This is a genomic window from Nonomuraea sp. B1E8 (assembly GCF_039871515.1).
Classification (GTDB): Bacteria; Actinomycetota; Actinomycetes; order Streptosporangiales; family Streptosporangiaceae; genus Nonomuraea.
Map to the genome: position 1 here is coordinate 276,249 of NZ_JBDPLS010000008.1, position 15,597 is coordinate 291,845.

Here is a 15,597-nt window from a genome sequence, read left to right on the forward strand (position 1 = left end):
AATCGCCCGGGTGAGCACCGTGATCTCGCCGCGCATCGTGGCCACCGACCTCGACGGAACCCTCCTCACCTCCACCGGCACCATCACCCCGCGCACCAAGAAGGCGCTGCGGTCCGCACGAGCGGCCGGAGCAGAGATCGTCTTCGTCACCGCCAGGGCGCCGCGCGGCGTCCGCGAGATCGCCGAGCAGACCGGCGTCACCGGCATCGCGATCTGCAGCAACGGAGCCGTCACCTACGACGTGGCCGCCGACGAGATCATCGACAGCAGTCCGCTCCCGCCCGAGGCGGCGAGAAAGGTCGCCGCCGCGCTGGCCGAGGCCATCCCGGGCGTCGGCCTCGCCGTCGAGACCGGCAGAAGCGTGCTGACCGACGTGGCCTACACCCGGCGGGTCAGCCACGACCTCGCGTACTACCGCGAGGTGACGTCGGTCTTCGACGAGAACGAGCCCATCGTCAAGCTGCTCGCCATGTCCGCCGCGCACACCGCCGACGAGATGTTCACCGCCGTGGTGGCGGCCGTCGAGGGCCAGGCCGAGGTGACGTACTCCAGCGACGAGGGGCTGCTCGAGATCAGCGCGCCGGGGGTGACGAAGGCGGGCGCGCTCGACCGGCTCTGCGGGGAGCGAGGCGTCGGGGCCGGTGAGGTGGTGGCGTTCGGCGACATGCCCAACGATCTGGCGGTGCTCGCGTACGCGGGCGCCGGCTACGCAATGGCGAACGCGCACCATCTGGTGCTGGCGGCGATCGAGCGGCGCACGCTCTCCAACGACGAGGACGGCGTGGCCGCGGTGCTGGAGGATCTCTACGGACGACCCCGCGGGTGACGTGCCCGCCCACGCGGGTGGGCGGGCACGTACGGCCTCAGGCGTCGTCGTCGGACACGCGCGAGGCCCCGTCGCAGGAAGCGGGTGAGGTGCTGAGCACGGGTATCAGCCCGCCGCACGTGCTCACCGGAGCCGATACGGGCTCGACGATCTCGTCATTGAAGATGATCACGTCACCGATGAGCGACCGGCCCGAGGCCGCGGGCGGCTCGGCGGCCTCGGCCGGCTCGGCCGGCTCGGCCGGCTCGGCCGGTTCAGCGGGCTCGGCGGCCGTTGCGGGCACCGCGGGCTGGGCACCCGCCGCGATGGGCGGGGGCGTGACCGCGGCGTGCGCGGCGTACGGGAACAACACGCTCCCCACCGCGGCCCCGAGCCCCGCGGCGACGAAGCGTCTCGTCCCCATCAGAACCCCCACCCCCGGCACCACCGCGTCACGGCGAGGTGCGCCGGCCTGCCCAGGCGGCCTTCATGCCGGCGGGGTTGGCGCCGTCGCCGGTGTCGTGCTGAGGCCCGCCCTCCATCATCCGGTCGATCAGCGCCAGCGCCAGCGCCGAGACCACGAAGGTCAGGTGGATCAGGGTTTTCCATAGCAACTCCCTGTCGGTGATGGCCGGTCTGGCCGCGTTGATGAAGATCTGGAGGAGGTGGATGGACGAGATGCCGATGATGGCCATGGCCAGCTTGACCTTGAGCACGTTGGCGTTGACGTGCGAGAGCCACTGGGGCTGGTCAGGATGGCCCTCGATGCGCAACCGCGAGACGAACGTCTCGTAGCCGCCGATGATGACCATGATCAGCAGGTTGGAGATCATGACGACGTCCACGAGACCGAGGACGATCAGCATGACCGTGGTCTCGGGCGGCGTGCCGCCGAACCCGAGATGGATCAGATGGATCAGCTCCGCCATGAACCGCCACACGTAGACGACCTGGGCCGCGATCAACCCCACGTAAAGCGGGGCCTGAATCCACCGGCTCAGGAACATGACGTAGCCGATCCGTTCCGGCATCTTCTGTGACCCCGTAGGCGACGCGGTCACGGGCACCTGGGCGAGTCGCACTAGGACGTCAGGACGTTGACGTGCTGGACCACGGTCTCCACGTCAACGAGCGGGGAGCCGCCGCCGAGCAGATCCAGGGGGATCGGGTACGCGCCGGCCACCAGCGCGGCGGCGGCGACGGCGGTCAGGACACCGAGCTTCAACGGAACTCCTTGTCACTGCTCTTCGCCCGCGCGCAAGGCGCTGCCGGACGACGGGTCGTGGACCGGGGCGGCGGCGGACAGGGCCGGGCCTGGCCGCCGGAGGCGAGCACGGCGAGCGTGACCCGCCGAGAGGTGGACGACATCGAACCTCCTGGGTAAGGGTGTCGAACGACTGATGACACTACCCAGAGTAATGGAACAGTAACTATCGGTTAAAGATCCCTGCAAGACGTGATCGGAGGATCGGAGGTCCTGGGCGGCCATGACCTCGTCGGCGTGGTCGTGCGCCCACACGCCTCCGTTAGGCCTGGACCCGTCGGGCGCGCACGGGCAGGGCTGACGTACGACGAGAGGTGTAGCGGGGATGACGACGGCCGGCGGATGCCGCGCGCGCCGCCAGGGAGAATCCTGGAGGCCTTCATACGAGGCCGAAGGAGAAATCCAGTGGTAACCGAGGTCGCCAAGGGCAGCGGGTACATGACCGCGTTCAAGGTCGTCGCCATCCTCAACACGGCATCCGTGCTCGCTCAGGCCGTGACGGCCGGGCAGCTGATGAGCGGCGCCGGCGCCGCCCTGCACGGGCAGGGGGCGTTGGCCGTGCACGTGCTGGGGCTGGTGCAGCTCATCGTGGCCGTGCTGCTGTGGCGTCCGGGCCGCGGAGCCGGCTGGCCCGCGCTGGTCAGCCTGGCGATCCTGCTGCTCGGGTTCGTCCAGTCGATGCTGGGCGGCTCCGGGGCGGTGACGATGCACGTGCCGCTCGCTGTGGGGCTCTTCGGGCTCAGCGTGTGGCTCGTGGTCTGGTCCTGGCGCCGCTGACCCGTCGGCGGCACGGGGTCAGGAGGGGTGGCGGGCGAGGTGGTCGGCGTGGCGGACGGGCTCCGGGAGGCGGAAGCGGGCGGCGAGGCGGAGAACCTCGTCGGTGGCCGTGTCCAGGGAGATGCGATGGCCCTGGGAGACGTACACCGGTCTGACCCCTCGTTGCGTGCGCAGCGCCCGCCCGACCGTGGCGCCCTCGTACACGATCGGCGTCCACGCCCCGCGCGCCGGCCCTGGAGGCTCGTGCGTACCGATGAACGGCGTCTTGCCCACCCCCAGCGCCGGCAGTCCGGTGAGCACCCCCAGGTGGCAGGCCAGCCCGAACCCGCGCGGATGGGCCAGCCCGTACCCGTCGCAGACCAGCAGGTCAGGGGTCACGGTGAGCTGTTCGAGGGCGTCGATCAACGCGGGCAGCTCGCGGAAGGCGAACAGTCCCGGCACGTACGGGAACGCCACCCGCCCCTCGGCGACCACCTGCTCCACCGGCGCGAGCGTGCTCCCGTCGAGGACGACCACGGCCGCCGTCACCGCGTCGTCGCCGTGGTAGTGCACGTCCAGGCCCGCCACCAGCGCGAATCCGGTGGGGCCGGTCAGCTCGACGTGCCCGCGCAGCCGGTCCTGGATGGACTGCGCGTCCGCGACGCTGGAGGGCCATGGATGAAGTCGTCGTACCTGCACCTCGATCAAGGTACGCGGTCGCGGCCGTACCTGGAACCGCCCGGCGACCACTTCGACGTCGTCACCCCCACCACCTCGATCCGGCGTGCAGCGGCGGAGGCCATCACCGCGGCGCTCACCTGAGCGCGGCGAGGACGCCACCCGCCCGAAGGGGACGAACCGGTCACCGCCTAGCATGTCCAGGTGATCGTCGGAGAGGTGCTCGGACTGCTCGGCGTCGGTGTGGTGGCCGGCGTGGTGAGCACGGTCGTGAGCCTCGCGTCGATCGTCTCCTATCCGGCGCTGCTGGCGTTCGGCCTGCCCCCGCTGACCGCGAACGTCACCAACACCGTCGCCCTGGTCTTCACCGGCATCGGCGCCGCGGCGGGCTCGCGGCCCGAACTGGCCGGTGAGGGCGGCCGGATGCTCCGGCTCGGCCCGGTGGCCGCGATCGGCGGCGCGACGGGCGCGTTCCTGCTGCTGGTGACCCCGGCCGAGACGTTCGAGCTGATCGCGCCGTGGCTGATCGCGATGGCCTCGCTGCTGCTGGCCCGCCCGCCGTCCGGCCGGGCGGACGGCGAGCACGGGCTGGCGGCGCGGGTGGGGCTGTTCGCCGTGACGATCTACGTCGGCTATTTCGGCGCAGCCGGAGGCCTGATGGTGTTCGCCGTGCTGGCCGCCACGTTCGCCCAGCCCGCGGCCAAGCTCAACGCGATGAAGAACGTGCTGTCCGGGCTGGCGAACGCGGTGGCGGCACTGGGGTTCGCGCTGTTCGGCCCGGTGGACTGGGGTGCGGCGGCGCCGCTGGCGGCCGGGTTCCTGCTCGGCGGATGGACCGGCCCCAAGATCGCCCGCAGGATGCCGGGCTCCGGCCTGCGGTACCTGGCGGCGGCCTGCGGGCTGGCCGTGGCGATCAAGCTGGGCTGGGATTCGTACATGACCTGACCGGGACGCTCGCACGTTCCTTCACGAGCGCGGCGAACCTGCCGGTGACCCGGCGCCAGATCGGCGTGGACACCGGCTCGTCCGCCACCGCCCGCTCGTAGATCTCGCCGGGGTCGAACCCCTCGGCGCGCCACCCCTGGATGCGCGCGGGCGTCACCTCCGGGTGGAACTGCACGCCCCACGCCCGCTCGCCCACCCGGAACGCCTGGTACGGGCACGCCCGCGTCTCCGCCAGGTGAACGGCCCCGTCGGGCAGCCCGGTGACGGCGTCCTTGTGGTGCTCGATGGCGGGCACCACGGGAGGCAGACCGTGGAAGAGCGGGTCGGTGGCGGCCTCGGGCCGGATCGTGACCGGGACGCTGCCGTTCTCGGGCGCCCCGGTGTCGCCGGTCACCACGCCTCCCGCCACCTCGGCGATGAGCTGGCCGCCCAGGCAGATCCCGAAGAAGGGCACCCCGTCCGCCAGCGCCTGGGCCGCCAGCCGCCGGGTGCCGGCCAGCCACGGCGCCCTGTCGTCCTCGCTGGGCAGGTAGCCCCCGCCCAGCACGATCACGGCGTCGTGCTCCAGGCGGCCGGGCAGGGGAACGCCGTCGTGGGCATGGACGACGTCCAGCTTCAGTCCGGCGTCCTCAAGCCATCCGCCCACGCGGCCGGGGCCGCCGCTGCGGCTGTTCTGGACGATCAGGACATCACCCATCGTGGGGCCTCCGCTGGGGTTCGCGAACATGGGGTGGAAGGGGCCGGGGTCACGGCAGGTTAGCGGCCCTGGCGGTGTGGCGGAGCAGGAGGGCGGTCGTCACCGGCCCCACGCCGCCGGGCACCGGGGTGAGCGCGCCCGCCACGGCCGCGACCTCGTCGGAGGCGACGTCGCCGGTCAGCCCGCCGTCCTCGGTGGGGTTGGTGCCGACGTCGATCACCACCGCGCCGGGCGCGACGTGCGCGGCGCCGATCAACCCGGCCCGGCCCGCCGCGGCGACCAGCACCTCGGCCGTGGAGGTGACGGAGGCGAGGTCGCGGGTGCGGGAGTGGCAGACGGTGACGGTGGCGTTCCGGTCGAGCAGCAGGTGCGCCAGCGGCTTGCCCACCACGGTCGAACGGCCCACCACCACGGCGTGCCGCCCCTCCAGCTCCACCTCGTGGTGGTCGAGCAGCGCCATCACGGCGGCCGCCGTGGCGGGCGGGAACGCGGGCAGCCCCGCCGCCAGCCGGCCGAGCGAGAGCGGGTTGGCGCCGTCGACGTCCTTGCGCGGGTCGATCGCGCCGGCCAGCTCCTGCGCCGAAGCGCCCTCCGGCAGGGGCGTCTGCATCATCACGGCGTGCACGTTGGCGTCGGCGCTGAGCCGGGCCAGCGTCTCGCCGATCTGGTCGGGGGTCGCGCCGGGGCCCAGGTCGACCAGGTCGCAGGCGATGCCCACGCCGGCCGCCGCCTTGGCGATCGAGCGGACGTACCACAGGCTCGCCTCGTCGTCCGTGGCCACCACCACGGCCAGGCGCGGCTGCGGGCCGGCGGCCGCCTCGGCCTGCGTCCGGGCACGGATGGCGGCGGCAAGTTCCCTGCCCGGCAGCGTCCTCACGGGTTGATCTCCTCGCGTACGGAGGCGGTCACGGCGCCGGCCCTGGCGATGGTCGCGTCGACGCCGGACAGGCGGCCGGTCAGCTCCTGGCGTGCCCGCTCGTCCTCGATGCCGCCCAGGTTGACCTCGACGTTCACCCTGGCGGTGGAGAGCGCGGCGCGCGCGGCGTCCGCGGCGGCGGCCACGTCGGTGACGAGGTTGCGGTTGGCGACGGGCAGCAGCACCTCGCACAGCTCGACGACCCGCGTGGCCGTCTCGGCCACGCGGGCGGGCGGTTCGGCGGCGGCGGCCAGGGCCCTGGCGATGGCGGCGCTGCGCTCCTCTCCCTTGGGCAGGCGGTAGGCGTCGGTGACCGCGGTGAAGGCCGCGGCGTCCTCCTCGGCCAGCTTCAGCGCCTGCCCCCGCAGGGCGTCGGTCTCGGCGATCACGCCGGCGACGGTGCCGGCGTGATCGGCGTACTTCTCGCCGGTGGTGTAGCGGGCCACCATGCCGAGCAGCGCGGCGGCCTGCGCCGCGTGCAGGGCCGCGGTCGCGCCGCCGCCGGGTGCGGGCACCCTGTCGGCCAGCTCGGCCAGGAAGTCGACGATCTTTGAGTCGCGCATGGCGGCATTCTGCCAGGCCCTGCCCGGCTCATTCGCGGAACATCGGCCGCGTGGTGTCGCCGGGGCCGCTCTGCGGCGGGTACGGGTCCTGGGCGGGGCCGTACGCGTGACCGTGATCGAGGCCGTAATCGAGGTGCTGGTCGGGAGGCGGCGGGCGGTGGGCGGCCCGCCACCTCGACGGGAACATGGAGACGACCAGCGTCGTGATGCCGAGGAAGAGCAGCAGGCACGAGGAGGTCAGGGTCTGGTAGCCGATCCCGACGGGGTCGGGCAGCCACTGGCCGGGCGGCAGGAGCCGCTGGCGGGTGAAGAACTCCAGGAGGGGCAGGACGCCCAGCGCGGTGAACATGAGGCCGCCGAGCAGCGACGCCACCGGCGACAGGCGGGAGCCGACCAGGAAGGCGAGCGCGATCGCCGACACGGCGATGACGGCCAGCCCGAGCCAGGAGAGCTCGAACGCGCCTCTCAGACGCGTCGCGAAATCGCCGACTCCGAACGACAGTCCGACGGCGATCAGCGGAGGCAGGAGCAGCCCGGCGACCACTCCGAGAGCATGACGGGCACCGTTTGACATGTTAAAACCCCGTTTGTTCGGCTCTGTCCCAAGCTACCGTGCGACATCCGTCCGCGTGAGGGCCCTCGGTTTCTCCCGTGGACGTTCCTGCGAAATCGCTGTGAAGCCCGCCGGCGGCCGTTGCCCGCCCCGGCGTGCGCGGGCATCGTGGGCCGCATGAGATCCGCGATCCTGAAGACCGCACTCGGCGCCCTGGCCCTCCTCCTCGTGGGCGCTGTCCCCGCGCAGGCCACGGGCAAGCCCGGCACGTTCGACCTGCCCGACGGGTTCCAGCCCGAGGGCATCGCGATCGGGCCGGGCCCGTACGCCTACTTCGGCTCCCGCGCGACCGGTGACATCTACCGGGCCGACCTGCGCACCGGGAAGGGGTCCGTCGTCAGCAAGGGGCCGGGCACGCCGTCGCTCGGTCTCGAGACGGACGGGCGGCGGTTGTTCGTGGCCGGTGGGACGGGCGGCGACGCCCGGGTGGTCGACCTGCGCACGGGCAAGGTGATCAGGTCGTACACGCTGGCCACCGGCGAGTCGTTCGTCAACGACGTCATCCTCACCCGCGGCGCCGCCTACTTCACCGACTCCACCAACCCGGTGCTCTACAAGCTGGAGCTCGGGCGCGGCGGCGCGCTCCCCGCCGAGGCCGTCAAGATCCCGCTCAAGGGCGACATCCAGTACGGCACCGGCATCAACGCCAACGGCATCGCCCCCAGCCCCGACCACAGGTCACTGCTGATCGTCCAGTCGAACACCGGCAAGCTGTTCGAGGCCGACCCGTCCTCCGGCGCCACCACAGAGGTGGACCTGGGCGGCGAGGCGCTCACCAACGGCGACGGCCTGCTCCTGTCGGGCCACACCCTGTACGCCGTGCTCAACCGGCTCAACACGGTCGCCGCCATCGACCTGGCGCGCGACGCCTCGTCCGGCAAGATCGTCAAGCGGCTGACCGACCCCCGCTTCGACGTGCCCACGACGGTCGCCGCCCACGGCGGCCGGCTCTACCTGCCCAACGCCCGCTTCACCACGACGCCGAAACCGGAGACGCCGTACACGGTGGTCGCCGTCAAACGCTGAGAAGGACCGCGGGGGCGCGGCCCGGTCCGCGCTCCCGCGGCGGTCAGCGGACCTGGCCGTTCCCCGGGCGCAGGGCCGCGAGCTGCTGCTCGAACGGGACGACCTCCTCGGCGTCGTCCCGCCGGGGCGCGCGGTGCTCCATGAGCCCGGCCAGCTCGCCCGCCGCGCGGGCGATGCGCTCGCCGAGGCCGTCGGTGAAGGCGTCGCCACCGCCGCCCCAGTCCTCCGACGCCGCGTAGACGGCCGTCGGAACGACGATCGCGCGCAGGTAGGCGAACAGCGGCCGCAGCGCGTGCTCCAGCGCCAGCGAGTGGCGGGCGGTGCCGCCGGTGGCGGCGACGAGCACGGGCTTGCCCTCCAGCGCGGTGTTGTCGATCACGTCGAAGAAGCTCTTGAACAGGCCGCTGTACGAGCCGCTGAAGATCGGCGTGACCGCGATGAGCCCGTCGGCCTCCGTCACCTCCTCGATCGCCGCCCGGAGCCGGGCGTTGGGGAAGCCGGCCACGAACGCGCCGGCGACGTCCACGGCCAGCTCGCGCAGCTCGATCACGCGTACGTCCACCGGCTCCGCCCGCTCCTCCAGCCGCCGGCGCGCCGCCTCGGCGAGGCGGTCGGCGAGCAGGCGGGTGGAGGAGGGCTGCGTCAGCCCGGCCGTGACGATGGCGAGCTTCATGTGCGTCGCTCCTTCCGGAAGTCCTTCGGGGAATCGGGGTCAGGCGGTGACGGGCGCGGCGGAGTCCTTCGCCGCGAGCAGGGAGGCGTGGGTCGGGGCGCCGGGCACCTCGGCGGGACGGCCCTTGGCGAACTCCTCGCGCAGCACCGGCACGACCTCCTCGCCGAGGAGGTCGAGCTGCTCCAGCACCGTCTTCAGGGGCAGACCCGCGTGGTCCATGAGGAACAGCTGCCGCTGGTAGTCGCCGAAGTGCTCCCTGAACTCCAGCGTCCTGTCGATGACCTGCTGCGGGCTGCCCACCGTGAGCGGCGTCTCCGCGGTGAACTCCTCCAGCGACGGCCCGTGGCCGTACACGGGGGCGTTGTCGAAGTAGGGGCGGAACTCCCGCACCGCGTCCTGCGAGTTCCTCCGCATGAACACCTGGCCGCCCAGCCCGACGATGGCCTGCTCGGGCGTGCCGTGACCGTAGTGGGCGTAGCGCTGCCGGTAGAGGTTGATCAGGCGCATGAAGTGCTCCTTCGGCCAGAAGATGTTGTTGGCGAAGAAGCCGTCGCCGTAGTAGGCGGCCTGCTCGGCGATCTCGGGGGTGCGGATCGAGCCGTGCCACACGAACGGCGGCACCCCGTCGAGCGGGCGCGGCGTCGAGGTGAAGCCCTGCAGCGGCGTGCGGAAGCGGCCCTCCCAGTCGACGACGTCCTCGCGCCACAGCCGGTGCAGCAGCGCGTAGTTCTCGATGGCCAGCGGGATGCCCTGCCGGATGTCCTGGCCGAACCACGGGTAGACCGGCCCGGTGTTGCCCCGGCCCATCATGAGGTCCACCCGGCCGTCGGCCAGGTGCTGCAGCATGGCGTAGTCCTCGGCGATCTTCACCGGGTCGTTGGTGGTGATCAGCGTCGTGGCCGTGGACAGGATCAGCCGCTCCGTCCTGGCGGCGACGTAGCCGAGCATGGTGGTCGGCGAGGACGGCACGAAGGGCGGGTTGTGGTGCTCGCCGGTCGCGAACACGTCGAGGCCGACCTCCTCGGCCTTGAGCGCGATCGTCACCATCGCCTTGATGCGCTCCCGCTCGGTCGGCGTCCGGCCCGTGGTGGGGTCGGTGGTCACGTCGCCCACACTGAAGATCCCGAACTGCACTTTAGTCACCATCCATGACTGTTGAATCTTTGACTAAGAAGGTAGCGTCCAAGCCCGTCCCGATATTCCATCATCCGCCATCACCGGTGGACGAGCCGTGGACGGAGGGCGCCGGTCCTGGAACCGCGGGTCAGAGCGCGTTGATGTCGGCGGGCCCGAGCACCCGCCGGGGCGCGCCGCGCTCGGCGACAGTGATCATCGCCCGGCCGATCCGCCCGGGCGTGGTCGCCGTCGCGGGGAAGACCCTGCGCAGGACGGGATAGAGCGGCCGGACAACGATGTACGCCAGCCGGTGGAGCCCGGTCCGTGCCGTGACGCCGCCCGCCGGCCGGACGGGGCCCGGCCGGAAGACGTAGGCCCGCAACGGCAGCGCGAGCAGCGCCTCCTCGGCCGCGCCGTCCGCCCTGCCCGCCGACACGTACACGAACGCCGACCCGGGGTTGAGCCGCGCGAGCGTCTCGCCCGCGGTGCGCGGGTCTCCCGGAACCCCCGGGCAGAAGAAACACGCGTCGTGGCCGCGGAGCCCGGCCTCGATCGGCGCCAGGTCGTGCGGGTCGGCGCTCACGATCTCGCGCAGCTTGTCATGGACGATTCCCGTCGGGGCGCGGCCGACGGCGAGCACCGCCGTCACCCGGTCGTCGAGCAGACACTCGCGCAGCACCCCGCGCCCGACCGTCCCGGCCGCCCCGAAAAGGATCACTCTCACGCCAGGCTCGCCCCGATCGTCCGCGCGATGTCCTCAGAGAGAGAATAGGGCCGGTCAGCGCTCGGGGCGGATCTCGGTGAACAGCTGGAGCGTGGCCGGCCGCAGCCGGTGCCAGGGGGACGGCGGCCAGCGCAGGGCGAGCGGCAACCGCGTCGACAACACGATCTTCAGGTAAGGGCGGCCGCGGCGGCCTCCGGGCACCTCCACGCACCGGCCCGACACGGGAGCGAACGCGAGCCGCCGCCCGACGCGCAGGGAGCCCTGCCCGGTGATCTCCCGCCGGGACCCGCCCGAGCCGAGCTCCACCGCCTCCCACACCAGCTCTTCCCCGTGCCGCGACGGCAGCGGGAAGCTCAGCGCGAAACCCGCCAGCGACCCCGAGGGCCGCAGGTAGAACGAGCCGTGGAAGGCCGGCAGCGTGTGCAGGAGCCGCGTGCCCGCCGACACCAGCCCTTCGCTGGCGTCGACGGCGACCCGCCAGGCCGCGGGATCGGCATGGGAAGCGTCCGGGGTGGATGGCAAGGGGATTCACCTCGCGTGCGGGACGGGAGCGACGGCGCTCGGTTCGGCCTTCGGCTATCAATAAGACGGATGACGCCGCGCCGTTGTGACACGTCCGAGCTCAGCGGGCGGTGCGCCAGCTCTGCTCCTCCACCAGTTCCACGCTGCGCCAGCCGCCGGAGGTGCGGCGCATGCGGTGGTGGTACCAGCCGCCGCCGTGCAGGAAACCCCCTGCCGCCTGAGGGCCCGCCACCAGGTCCTTCGTGGGGGCGAGGGTGTCGGTGAAGGGCGCGCTCACCCGGGCCTCGCCGTCACGGACGTCGATGATCGGGGCGCCGATCAGGTGCAGCCTGCCGGGCCAGTGTGCCAGCACGCCGGCCAGCCAGGCCGTGACCTCGTCGCGGGTGCCCCTGACGCCGCCCGCCGAGGTGTAGTCGATCACGGCGCCGGGGGTGAACACCTCGTCGAGCAGGTGCCATCGCCCGGAGTCGAGCGCGTGGCAGTAGCGGGCCAGCAGGCCGGTGATCTCGAGGCGGTCGGCGATCTCCTGCGTGTCCATGAGGTGATCGTCGCGCCGGACGGGCCCGATGGCCAGCGGCATGGAAAAACCCCAGGTCTCAAGACCTGGGGCTCGTCTGCTGGTGGACGATACTGGGATTGAACCAGTGACCTCTTCCGTGTCAGGGAAGCGCTCTCCCGCTGAGCTAATCGTCCTTGCGCGGCGAGGTGGCGACGGGATGCGGGTCACCGCCCGCCTCTCGGCCACGCCATCGAGCCGGAAGCTCCGAGCGGAAGACGGGATTCGAACCCGCGACCCTCACCTTGGCAAGGTGATGCTCTACCACTGAGCCACTTCCGCGTGCGCCCCGCTCGCGCCGGGCGACGAGAGAACTCTAGCGAATCCCGGCCTGGTCCCCAAACTGAGGAGATCCGCCCAGGTCAGGTGTGGCCGCCGTTGACGGTGAGGCATTGCCCGGTGACGAAGGCGGCGCCGTCGGAAGCGAGGTAGGACACCGCCGCCGCCACGTCGCCGGGCGTGCCCATCCGGCCCAGCGGCACCTCGGCGCGGTAGCCGCTCTCGTCGAGGCCCGCGTGCCGCTCGACCGGGATCCAGCCGGGGGCGACGATGTTGACCGTGACGCCGTACGGGCCGAGCTCGCGGGCCCACGCCAGGGTCATCGCGTGCTGGGCGGCCTTGGCGGCGATGTAGGCGGACATGCCGGGCAGCTTGCGGTCGACGATGTCGGAGCCGATCTGGATGACGCGGCCGCCGCCGCGTTCCCTCATCCCGGGCAGCACCGCCCGTACGAGCAGGGTGGGGCTCTTGACGAAGAACGTCAGCTGGTCGAGCTGCGACTGCCAGGTGAGGTCCTCGACGGCGACCGAGGGCTGCGGGCCGGTCGCGTTGGCCACCAGCACGTCCACCGGGCCCAGCCGTTCGGCGACGGCGGCCACCAGGCCCGTGACGCCGGCCTCGTCGGTGACGTCGGCGGCGAACGCCTCGGCGGTGCCGCCCGCCTCCCGGACGGCGGAGACGACCTCCTGGGCGCCGGCGCCGTTGGAGCGGTAGTTGACGGCGACGGCCAGGCCGTCGGCGGCGAGCCTGCGCGCGATGACGGCTCCGAGGCCGCGCGACGCGCCGGTGACGAGGGCGACTGACATGGGCCCGACTCTAGCGGCCGGGCTCCTCGTCACCCGAGCCGGAAGCCCGCGGGATGCGGCCCTTCGGTCTCCAGGCGGTACTCCATGCCGGTGACGGCCCGGTTGTCGTCGACGACCACCTCCGACGGAGGCTTCTCGCCGCCCATGACCGCCTCCTGCATCTTCGAGAACCGCTCGTGGGCCTCCCGTACATAGCCGGTGCCCAGGGTGGTGTGGTCGATCTGGGTGGCGAGGAGATCGCGGACATACTGCTTGTTCGGTTCGAACGTCACCGGCGGCGGCAGCGCGGGCGCGAGCACCTGGTCGGGGTCGCGGCCGTCGTGCCGCTTGAACAGCTCGGCCGCCAGCCGCAGGTGCTCCAGCTCCATGTTGAGGTGCAGCTCCCAGATGCTCTTCACCTTGGGGTCGGACTCGGTCTCCATGAAGGAGTAGTACAGGTAGCACTCGTTGTACTCGTGGTTGAGCAGCATCTCCCACCAGCTCTCGCCGGGGTCGACCAGCGACTCGTAGTGGGTGACGTGTTCCTCCTCGACGAGGCCGATCTCCTGGTAGAGCTGCCGGGCGATCGGCTCCATGTACATGGGCCCGACGTTCATGTAGAAGTTCATGGTCTGCTGCTCGGCCGACATGACGGTCAGCGCGTGCAGCCGCGACAGCGGCTCGGTCCTGCGCCGGTCGTAGGGCTCGCGCACGTTGTCGACGGGGTCGCGGTGGTGCAGGTAGGTCGGCCGGCCGGGCATCACCTCGGTGAGCTGGTCGACGATCTTCTCGGCCTTGCGGTGCTCGATCATCTCGTAGAGGTTGGCGTAGCGGTAGAGGTGGTCGAAGTCCTCCAGCACGCCGAACTCGTAGGCCTGCTTCAGATACGCGTCCGGCTCCATCCGGGCCACCCACGCGGTCAGGTCGACGGCGACCTGCTCGTACGCGATCGTCGTCTCCAGCACCGATGCCGATCCCGGCAGCAGCCAGTTGACCGCCTTCTGCTGCTGCGCCTCGATGGAGCGCACGCGAGCGAGCTGCCGCCTGATCTCCTGATCCTGGCAGTGCCGGGCCAGGTGGTGGCTGAACATCATCGCCTCCACCTCGATGCCGTTCATCGTGATGATCCGGCACCGCGTGTACGGATCGCAGCGGTCTGCGTCGATGGGCGTGACGTCCAGTTCGCGCCAGTCACGCACCTGCTCGTCCAGCGGGACGCCCCGCTCCTGCAGTGGGTCGAAGGCCATGTCGCAGCGCGTACCCGTGGCCTGACCCGGCAACCTCCGCGTTCGGTCCCCGAACCGCCCGTGTTCGGTAAGGGAGCGCGTGCCCGCCGGGGAGCGGGGGTAGGGGCGCACTCGTGGGTGAACACGATGTCATCGATCTCCTGACGGCCCAGCACGGCCGCATCAGAGACCTGTTCGACGAGGTGGAGAAGGCGCCCCCGGACAAGGTCGAGGAGGCGTTCGACCGGCTGACGCGCATGTTGTGCGTGCACGAGACCGCCGAGGAGGAGATCGTGCACCCGTACGCGCGCAGGAAGCTCGACAACGGCCAGGGAGTGGTGGCCGACCGGCTGCAGGAGGAGAACCGCGCCAAGCGGCTCCTCGTCGAGCTGCACGAGGACGGGGTGGACCACCCGGAATTCTGGGACCGGCTGGCCGAGCTGCGCACGGCCGTGACCGCGCACGCGCGCAGCGAGGAGCGGTACGAGTTCGTCAAGCTGCGGGCGCACACCTCCATGGTCGAGCGGCGGGCCATGGCGGCGGCGGTACGGGCGGCGGAGGCCCTGGCGCCCGTGCGCCCGCACCCCGGCACGGAGTCCGTCGCCAGGAACATGCTGATGGGGACGCCCCTGGCGCTGATGGACCGGGCCCGGGACATGATCGGCAAGGCCCTCGGCAGGCGTTGACGGCACCTTTCGACGATGGGCGAAATGTTGTCGTACTAGCGTCGCAGGCATGGAGTTCATCGCACGTGACGCCGACGTCGCGCCCGTCGCCTCGCTCATCGCGGATCCGACGAGGGCCGCCATGCTCACGGCGCTGCTCGGCGGGCGCGCGCTGGCGGCGGGGGAACTGGCCAGGGTCTCCGGGGTGAGCGCCGCCACCGCGAGCGCCCATCTGGCCAGGCTGCTCGACGGCGGGCTCGTGGACGTCGTGCGCCAGGGCCGCCACCGCTACTACCGGCTGGCCGGTCACGAGGTGGCCGAGGTGCTGGAGACGTTGGCCAGGATCAGCGGGCGCCCGCCCGTGCGCTCGCTGCGCCAGTCACGGCAGGCCCGCCTGCTGGAGGAGGCCCGCACCTGCTACGACCACCTGGCAGGGCGGGCGGGCGTGGCCCTGCTGGACCGGCTGAGGGAGGGCGGCTACTACGCCGCGTACGACGTGACGGACGCGGGGGAGCGGCTGCTGTCGGGGCTCGGCGTGGACGTGGCCGGCGCGCGCGGGTCCAGGAGGCGTTTCGCCCCTGAATGCCTCGACTGGACCGAGCGCAGGGCACATCTGGGCGGTGCGCTCGGGGCGGCGATCACGGGAGTGCTGCTGGAGCGCGGCTGGTTCCGCCGGGGCGCCGTGCCCAGAGCGGTCGTCCTCACCGAGGAGGGCAGGGAGGGGCTGTCGGCGTTGTTCGCTGGTAAGGAGCTAACATCGGGTACGCCGGTTACCTAGCAGCGAGAGA

The 15,597-nt window shown here is 72.0% G+C and carries 22 protein-coding genes and 2 tRNA genes; 7 read left to right on the plus strand and 17 right to left on the minus strand.

The window, feature by feature from the left end:
• Positions 1-10 precede the first annotated feature (10 nt).
• Complete coding sequence (locus tag ABGA98_RS26650; RefSeq protein WP_347621134.1) at positions 11-826, plus strand: HAD family hydrolase; 816 nt, start codon at positions 11-13, stop codon at positions 824-826.
• A gap of 37 nt (positions 827-863) precedes the next feature.
• Here ABGA98_RS26650 and ABGA98_RS26655 read toward each other — a convergent pair whose 3' ends face one another.
• The 3 genes from ABGA98_RS26655 to ABGA98_RS26665 are packed head-to-tail and all read right to left on the minus strand — an operon-like array spanning position 864 to position 2,030.
• Positions 864-1,229, minus strand: a complete 366-nt coding sequence (locus ABGA98_RS26655) for a hypothetical protein (protein ID WP_347621135.1) — start codon at positions 1,227-1,229, stop codon at positions 864-866.
• A gap of 28 nt (positions 1,230-1,257) precedes the next feature.
• Entirely contained in the window at positions 1,258-1,836 is a 579-nt protein-coding gene (locus ABGA98_RS26660) for a TIGR00645 family protein (RefSeq protein WP_347621136.1), read from the minus strand.
• 50 nt (positions 1,837-1,886) lie between these two features.
• Positions 1,887-2,030, minus strand: coding sequence for a hypothetical protein (locus ABGA98_RS26665; RefSeq protein ID WP_347621137.1), 144 nt, complete (start codon positions 2,028-2,030; stop codon positions 1,887-1,889).
• Positions 2,031-2,474: 444 nt separating this feature from the next.
• Here ABGA98_RS26665 and ABGA98_RS26670 point away from each other — a divergent pair, with 444 nt between their 5' ends.
• Complete coding sequence (locus tag ABGA98_RS26670; RefSeq protein ID WP_347621138.1) at positions 2,475-2,846, plus strand: hypothetical protein; 372 nt, start codon at positions 2,475-2,477, stop codon at positions 2,844-2,846.
• 18 nt (positions 2,847-2,864) lie between these two features.
• On the opposite strand, the gene ABGA98_RS26675 is transcribed toward ABGA98_RS26670, so the two are convergent.
• Positions 2,865-3,524, minus strand: coding sequence for an endonuclease V (locus ABGA98_RS26675; RefSeq protein WP_347621139.1), 660 nt, complete (start codon positions 3,522-3,524; stop codon positions 2,865-2,867).
• On the opposite strand from ABGA98_RS26675, the gene ABGA98_RS26680 reads away from it, so the two are divergent.
• Both ABGA98_RS26680 and ABGA98_RS26685 read left to right on the plus strand, forming a co-directional pair.
• On the plus strand, positions 3,504-3,647 hold the full coding sequence (locus tag ABGA98_RS26680; RefSeq protein WP_347621140.1) for a hypothetical protein: 144 nt from the start codon (positions 3,504-3,506) through the stop codon (positions 3,645-3,647). The genes ABGA98_RS26675 and ABGA98_RS26680 overlap by 21 nt on opposite strands.
• Positions 3,648-3,707: 60 nt before the next feature.
• Complete coding sequence (locus ABGA98_RS26685) at positions 3,708-4,448, plus strand: sulfite exporter TauE/SafE family protein (RefSeq protein WP_347621141.1); 741 nt, start codon at positions 3,708-3,710, stop codon at positions 4,446-4,448.
• On the opposite strand, the gene ABGA98_RS26690 is transcribed toward ABGA98_RS26685, so the two are convergent.
• The 4 genes from ABGA98_RS26690 to ABGA98_RS26705 are packed head-to-tail and all read right to left on the minus strand — an operon-like array spanning position 4,417 to position 7,198.
• Positions 4,417-5,145 carry a type 1 glutamine amidotransferase gene (locus ABGA98_RS26690; protein WP_347621142.1) on the minus strand — a complete coding sequence of 243 codons (729 nt, stop codon included), beginning with the start codon at positions 5,143-5,145 and terminating at the stop codon, positions 4,417-4,419. The two genes, ABGA98_RS26685 and ABGA98_RS26690, sit on opposite strands and share 32 nt — an antisense overlap.
• Before the next feature lie 49 nt (positions 5,146-5,194).
• Positions 5,195-6,022, minus strand: coding sequence for a bifunctional 5,10-methylenetetrahydrofolate dehydrogenase/5,10-methenyltetrahydrofolate cyclohydrolase (locus tag ABGA98_RS26695; RefSeq protein WP_347621143.1), 828 nt, complete (start codon positions 6,020-6,022; stop codon positions 5,195-5,197).
• Positions 6,019-6,624, minus strand: coding sequence for a cyclodeaminase/cyclohydrolase family protein (locus tag ABGA98_RS26700; RefSeq protein WP_347621144.1), 606 nt, complete (start codon positions 6,622-6,624; stop codon positions 6,019-6,021). The genes ABGA98_RS26695 and ABGA98_RS26700 overlap by 4 nt, the downstream gene beginning before the upstream one ends.
• 28 nt (positions 6,625-6,652) lie before the next feature.
• Positions 6,653-7,198, minus strand: coding sequence for a hypothetical protein (locus tag ABGA98_RS26705; RefSeq protein WP_347621145.1), 546 nt, complete (start codon positions 7,196-7,198; stop codon positions 6,653-6,655).
• 156 nt (positions 7,199-7,354) lie between these two features.
• On the opposite strand from ABGA98_RS26705, the gene ABGA98_RS26710 reads away from it, so the two are divergent.
• Positions 7,355-8,263: a superoxide dismutase gene (locus tag ABGA98_RS26710; protein WP_347621146.1), complete on the plus strand. Its 909-nt coding sequence runs from the start codon at positions 7,355-7,357 to the stop codon at positions 8,261-8,263.
• A 43-nt stretch (positions 8,264-8,306) separates the two neighbouring features.
• Here the strand turns inward: ABGA98_RS26710 and ABGA98_RS26715 are convergent, their stop codons facing one another.
• The 9 genes from ABGA98_RS26715 to ABGA98_RS26755 all read right to left on the minus strand — a co-directional run bounded on the left by ABGA98_RS26715 (position 8,307) and on the right by ABGA98_RS26755 (position 14,165).
• A complete protein-coding gene (locus ABGA98_RS26715; RefSeq protein WP_347621147.1) occupies positions 8,307-8,936 on the minus strand; it encodes an FMN reductase in 630 nt (209 codons plus the stop codon).
• 39 nt (positions 8,937-8,975) lie between these two features.
• Positions 8,976-10,070: an LLM class flavin-dependent oxidoreductase gene (locus ABGA98_RS26720; protein ID WP_347621148.1), complete on the minus strand. Its 1,095-nt coding sequence runs from the start codon at positions 10,068-10,070 to the stop codon at positions 8,976-8,978.
• A 130-nt stretch (positions 10,071-10,200) separates the two neighbouring features.
• Positions 10,201-10,776: an epimerase gene (locus ABGA98_RS26725; protein ID WP_347621149.1), complete on the minus strand. Its 576-nt coding sequence runs from the start codon at positions 10,774-10,776 to the stop codon at positions 10,201-10,203.
• Between the two features lie 54 nt (positions 10,777-10,830).
• Entirely contained in the window at positions 10,831-11,298 is a 468-nt protein-coding gene (locus ABGA98_RS26730) for a hypothetical protein (protein ID WP_347621150.1), read from the minus strand.
• A 100-nt stretch (positions 11,299-11,398) separates the two neighbouring features.
• Positions 11,399-11,878 carry a nuclear transport factor 2 family protein gene (locus ABGA98_RS26735; RefSeq protein WP_347621151.1) on the minus strand — a complete coding sequence of 160 codons (480 nt, stop codon included), beginning with the start codon at positions 11,876-11,878 and terminating at the stop codon, positions 11,399-11,401.
• A gap of 38 nt (positions 11,879-11,916) precedes the next feature.
• A tRNA-Val gene (locus ABGA98_RS26740) sits at positions 11,917-11,991 on the minus strand.
• A 73-nt stretch (positions 11,992-12,064) separates the two neighbouring features.
• A tRNA-Gly gene (locus tag ABGA98_RS26745) sits at positions 12,065-12,136 on the minus strand.
• Positions 12,137-12,216: 80 nt separating this feature from the next.
• Positions 12,217-12,939, minus strand: a complete 723-nt coding sequence (locus ABGA98_RS26750; protein ID WP_347621152.1) for an SDR family oxidoreductase — start codon at positions 12,937-12,939, stop codon at positions 12,217-12,219.
• Positions 12,940-12,968: 29 nt separating this feature from the next.
• A complete protein-coding gene (locus ABGA98_RS26755) occupies positions 12,969-14,165 on the minus strand; it encodes a hypothetical protein (RefSeq protein ID WP_347621153.1) in 1,197 nt (398 codons plus the stop codon).
• Positions 14,166-14,278: 113 nt separating this feature from the next.
• Between ABGA98_RS26755 and ABGA98_RS26760 the strand changes: the two genes are divergently transcribed.
• Positions 14,279-14,830, plus strand: a complete 552-nt coding sequence (locus ABGA98_RS26760; protein WP_347621154.1) for a hemerythrin domain-containing protein — start codon at positions 14,279-14,281, stop codon at positions 14,828-14,830.
• A 49-nt stretch (positions 14,831-14,879) separates the two neighbouring features.
• Complete coding sequence (locus tag ABGA98_RS26765) at positions 14,880-15,587, plus strand: helix-turn-helix transcriptional regulator (RefSeq protein WP_347621155.1); 708 nt, start codon at positions 14,880-14,882, stop codon at positions 15,585-15,587.
• Positions 15,588-15,597 lie beyond the last annotated feature (10 nt).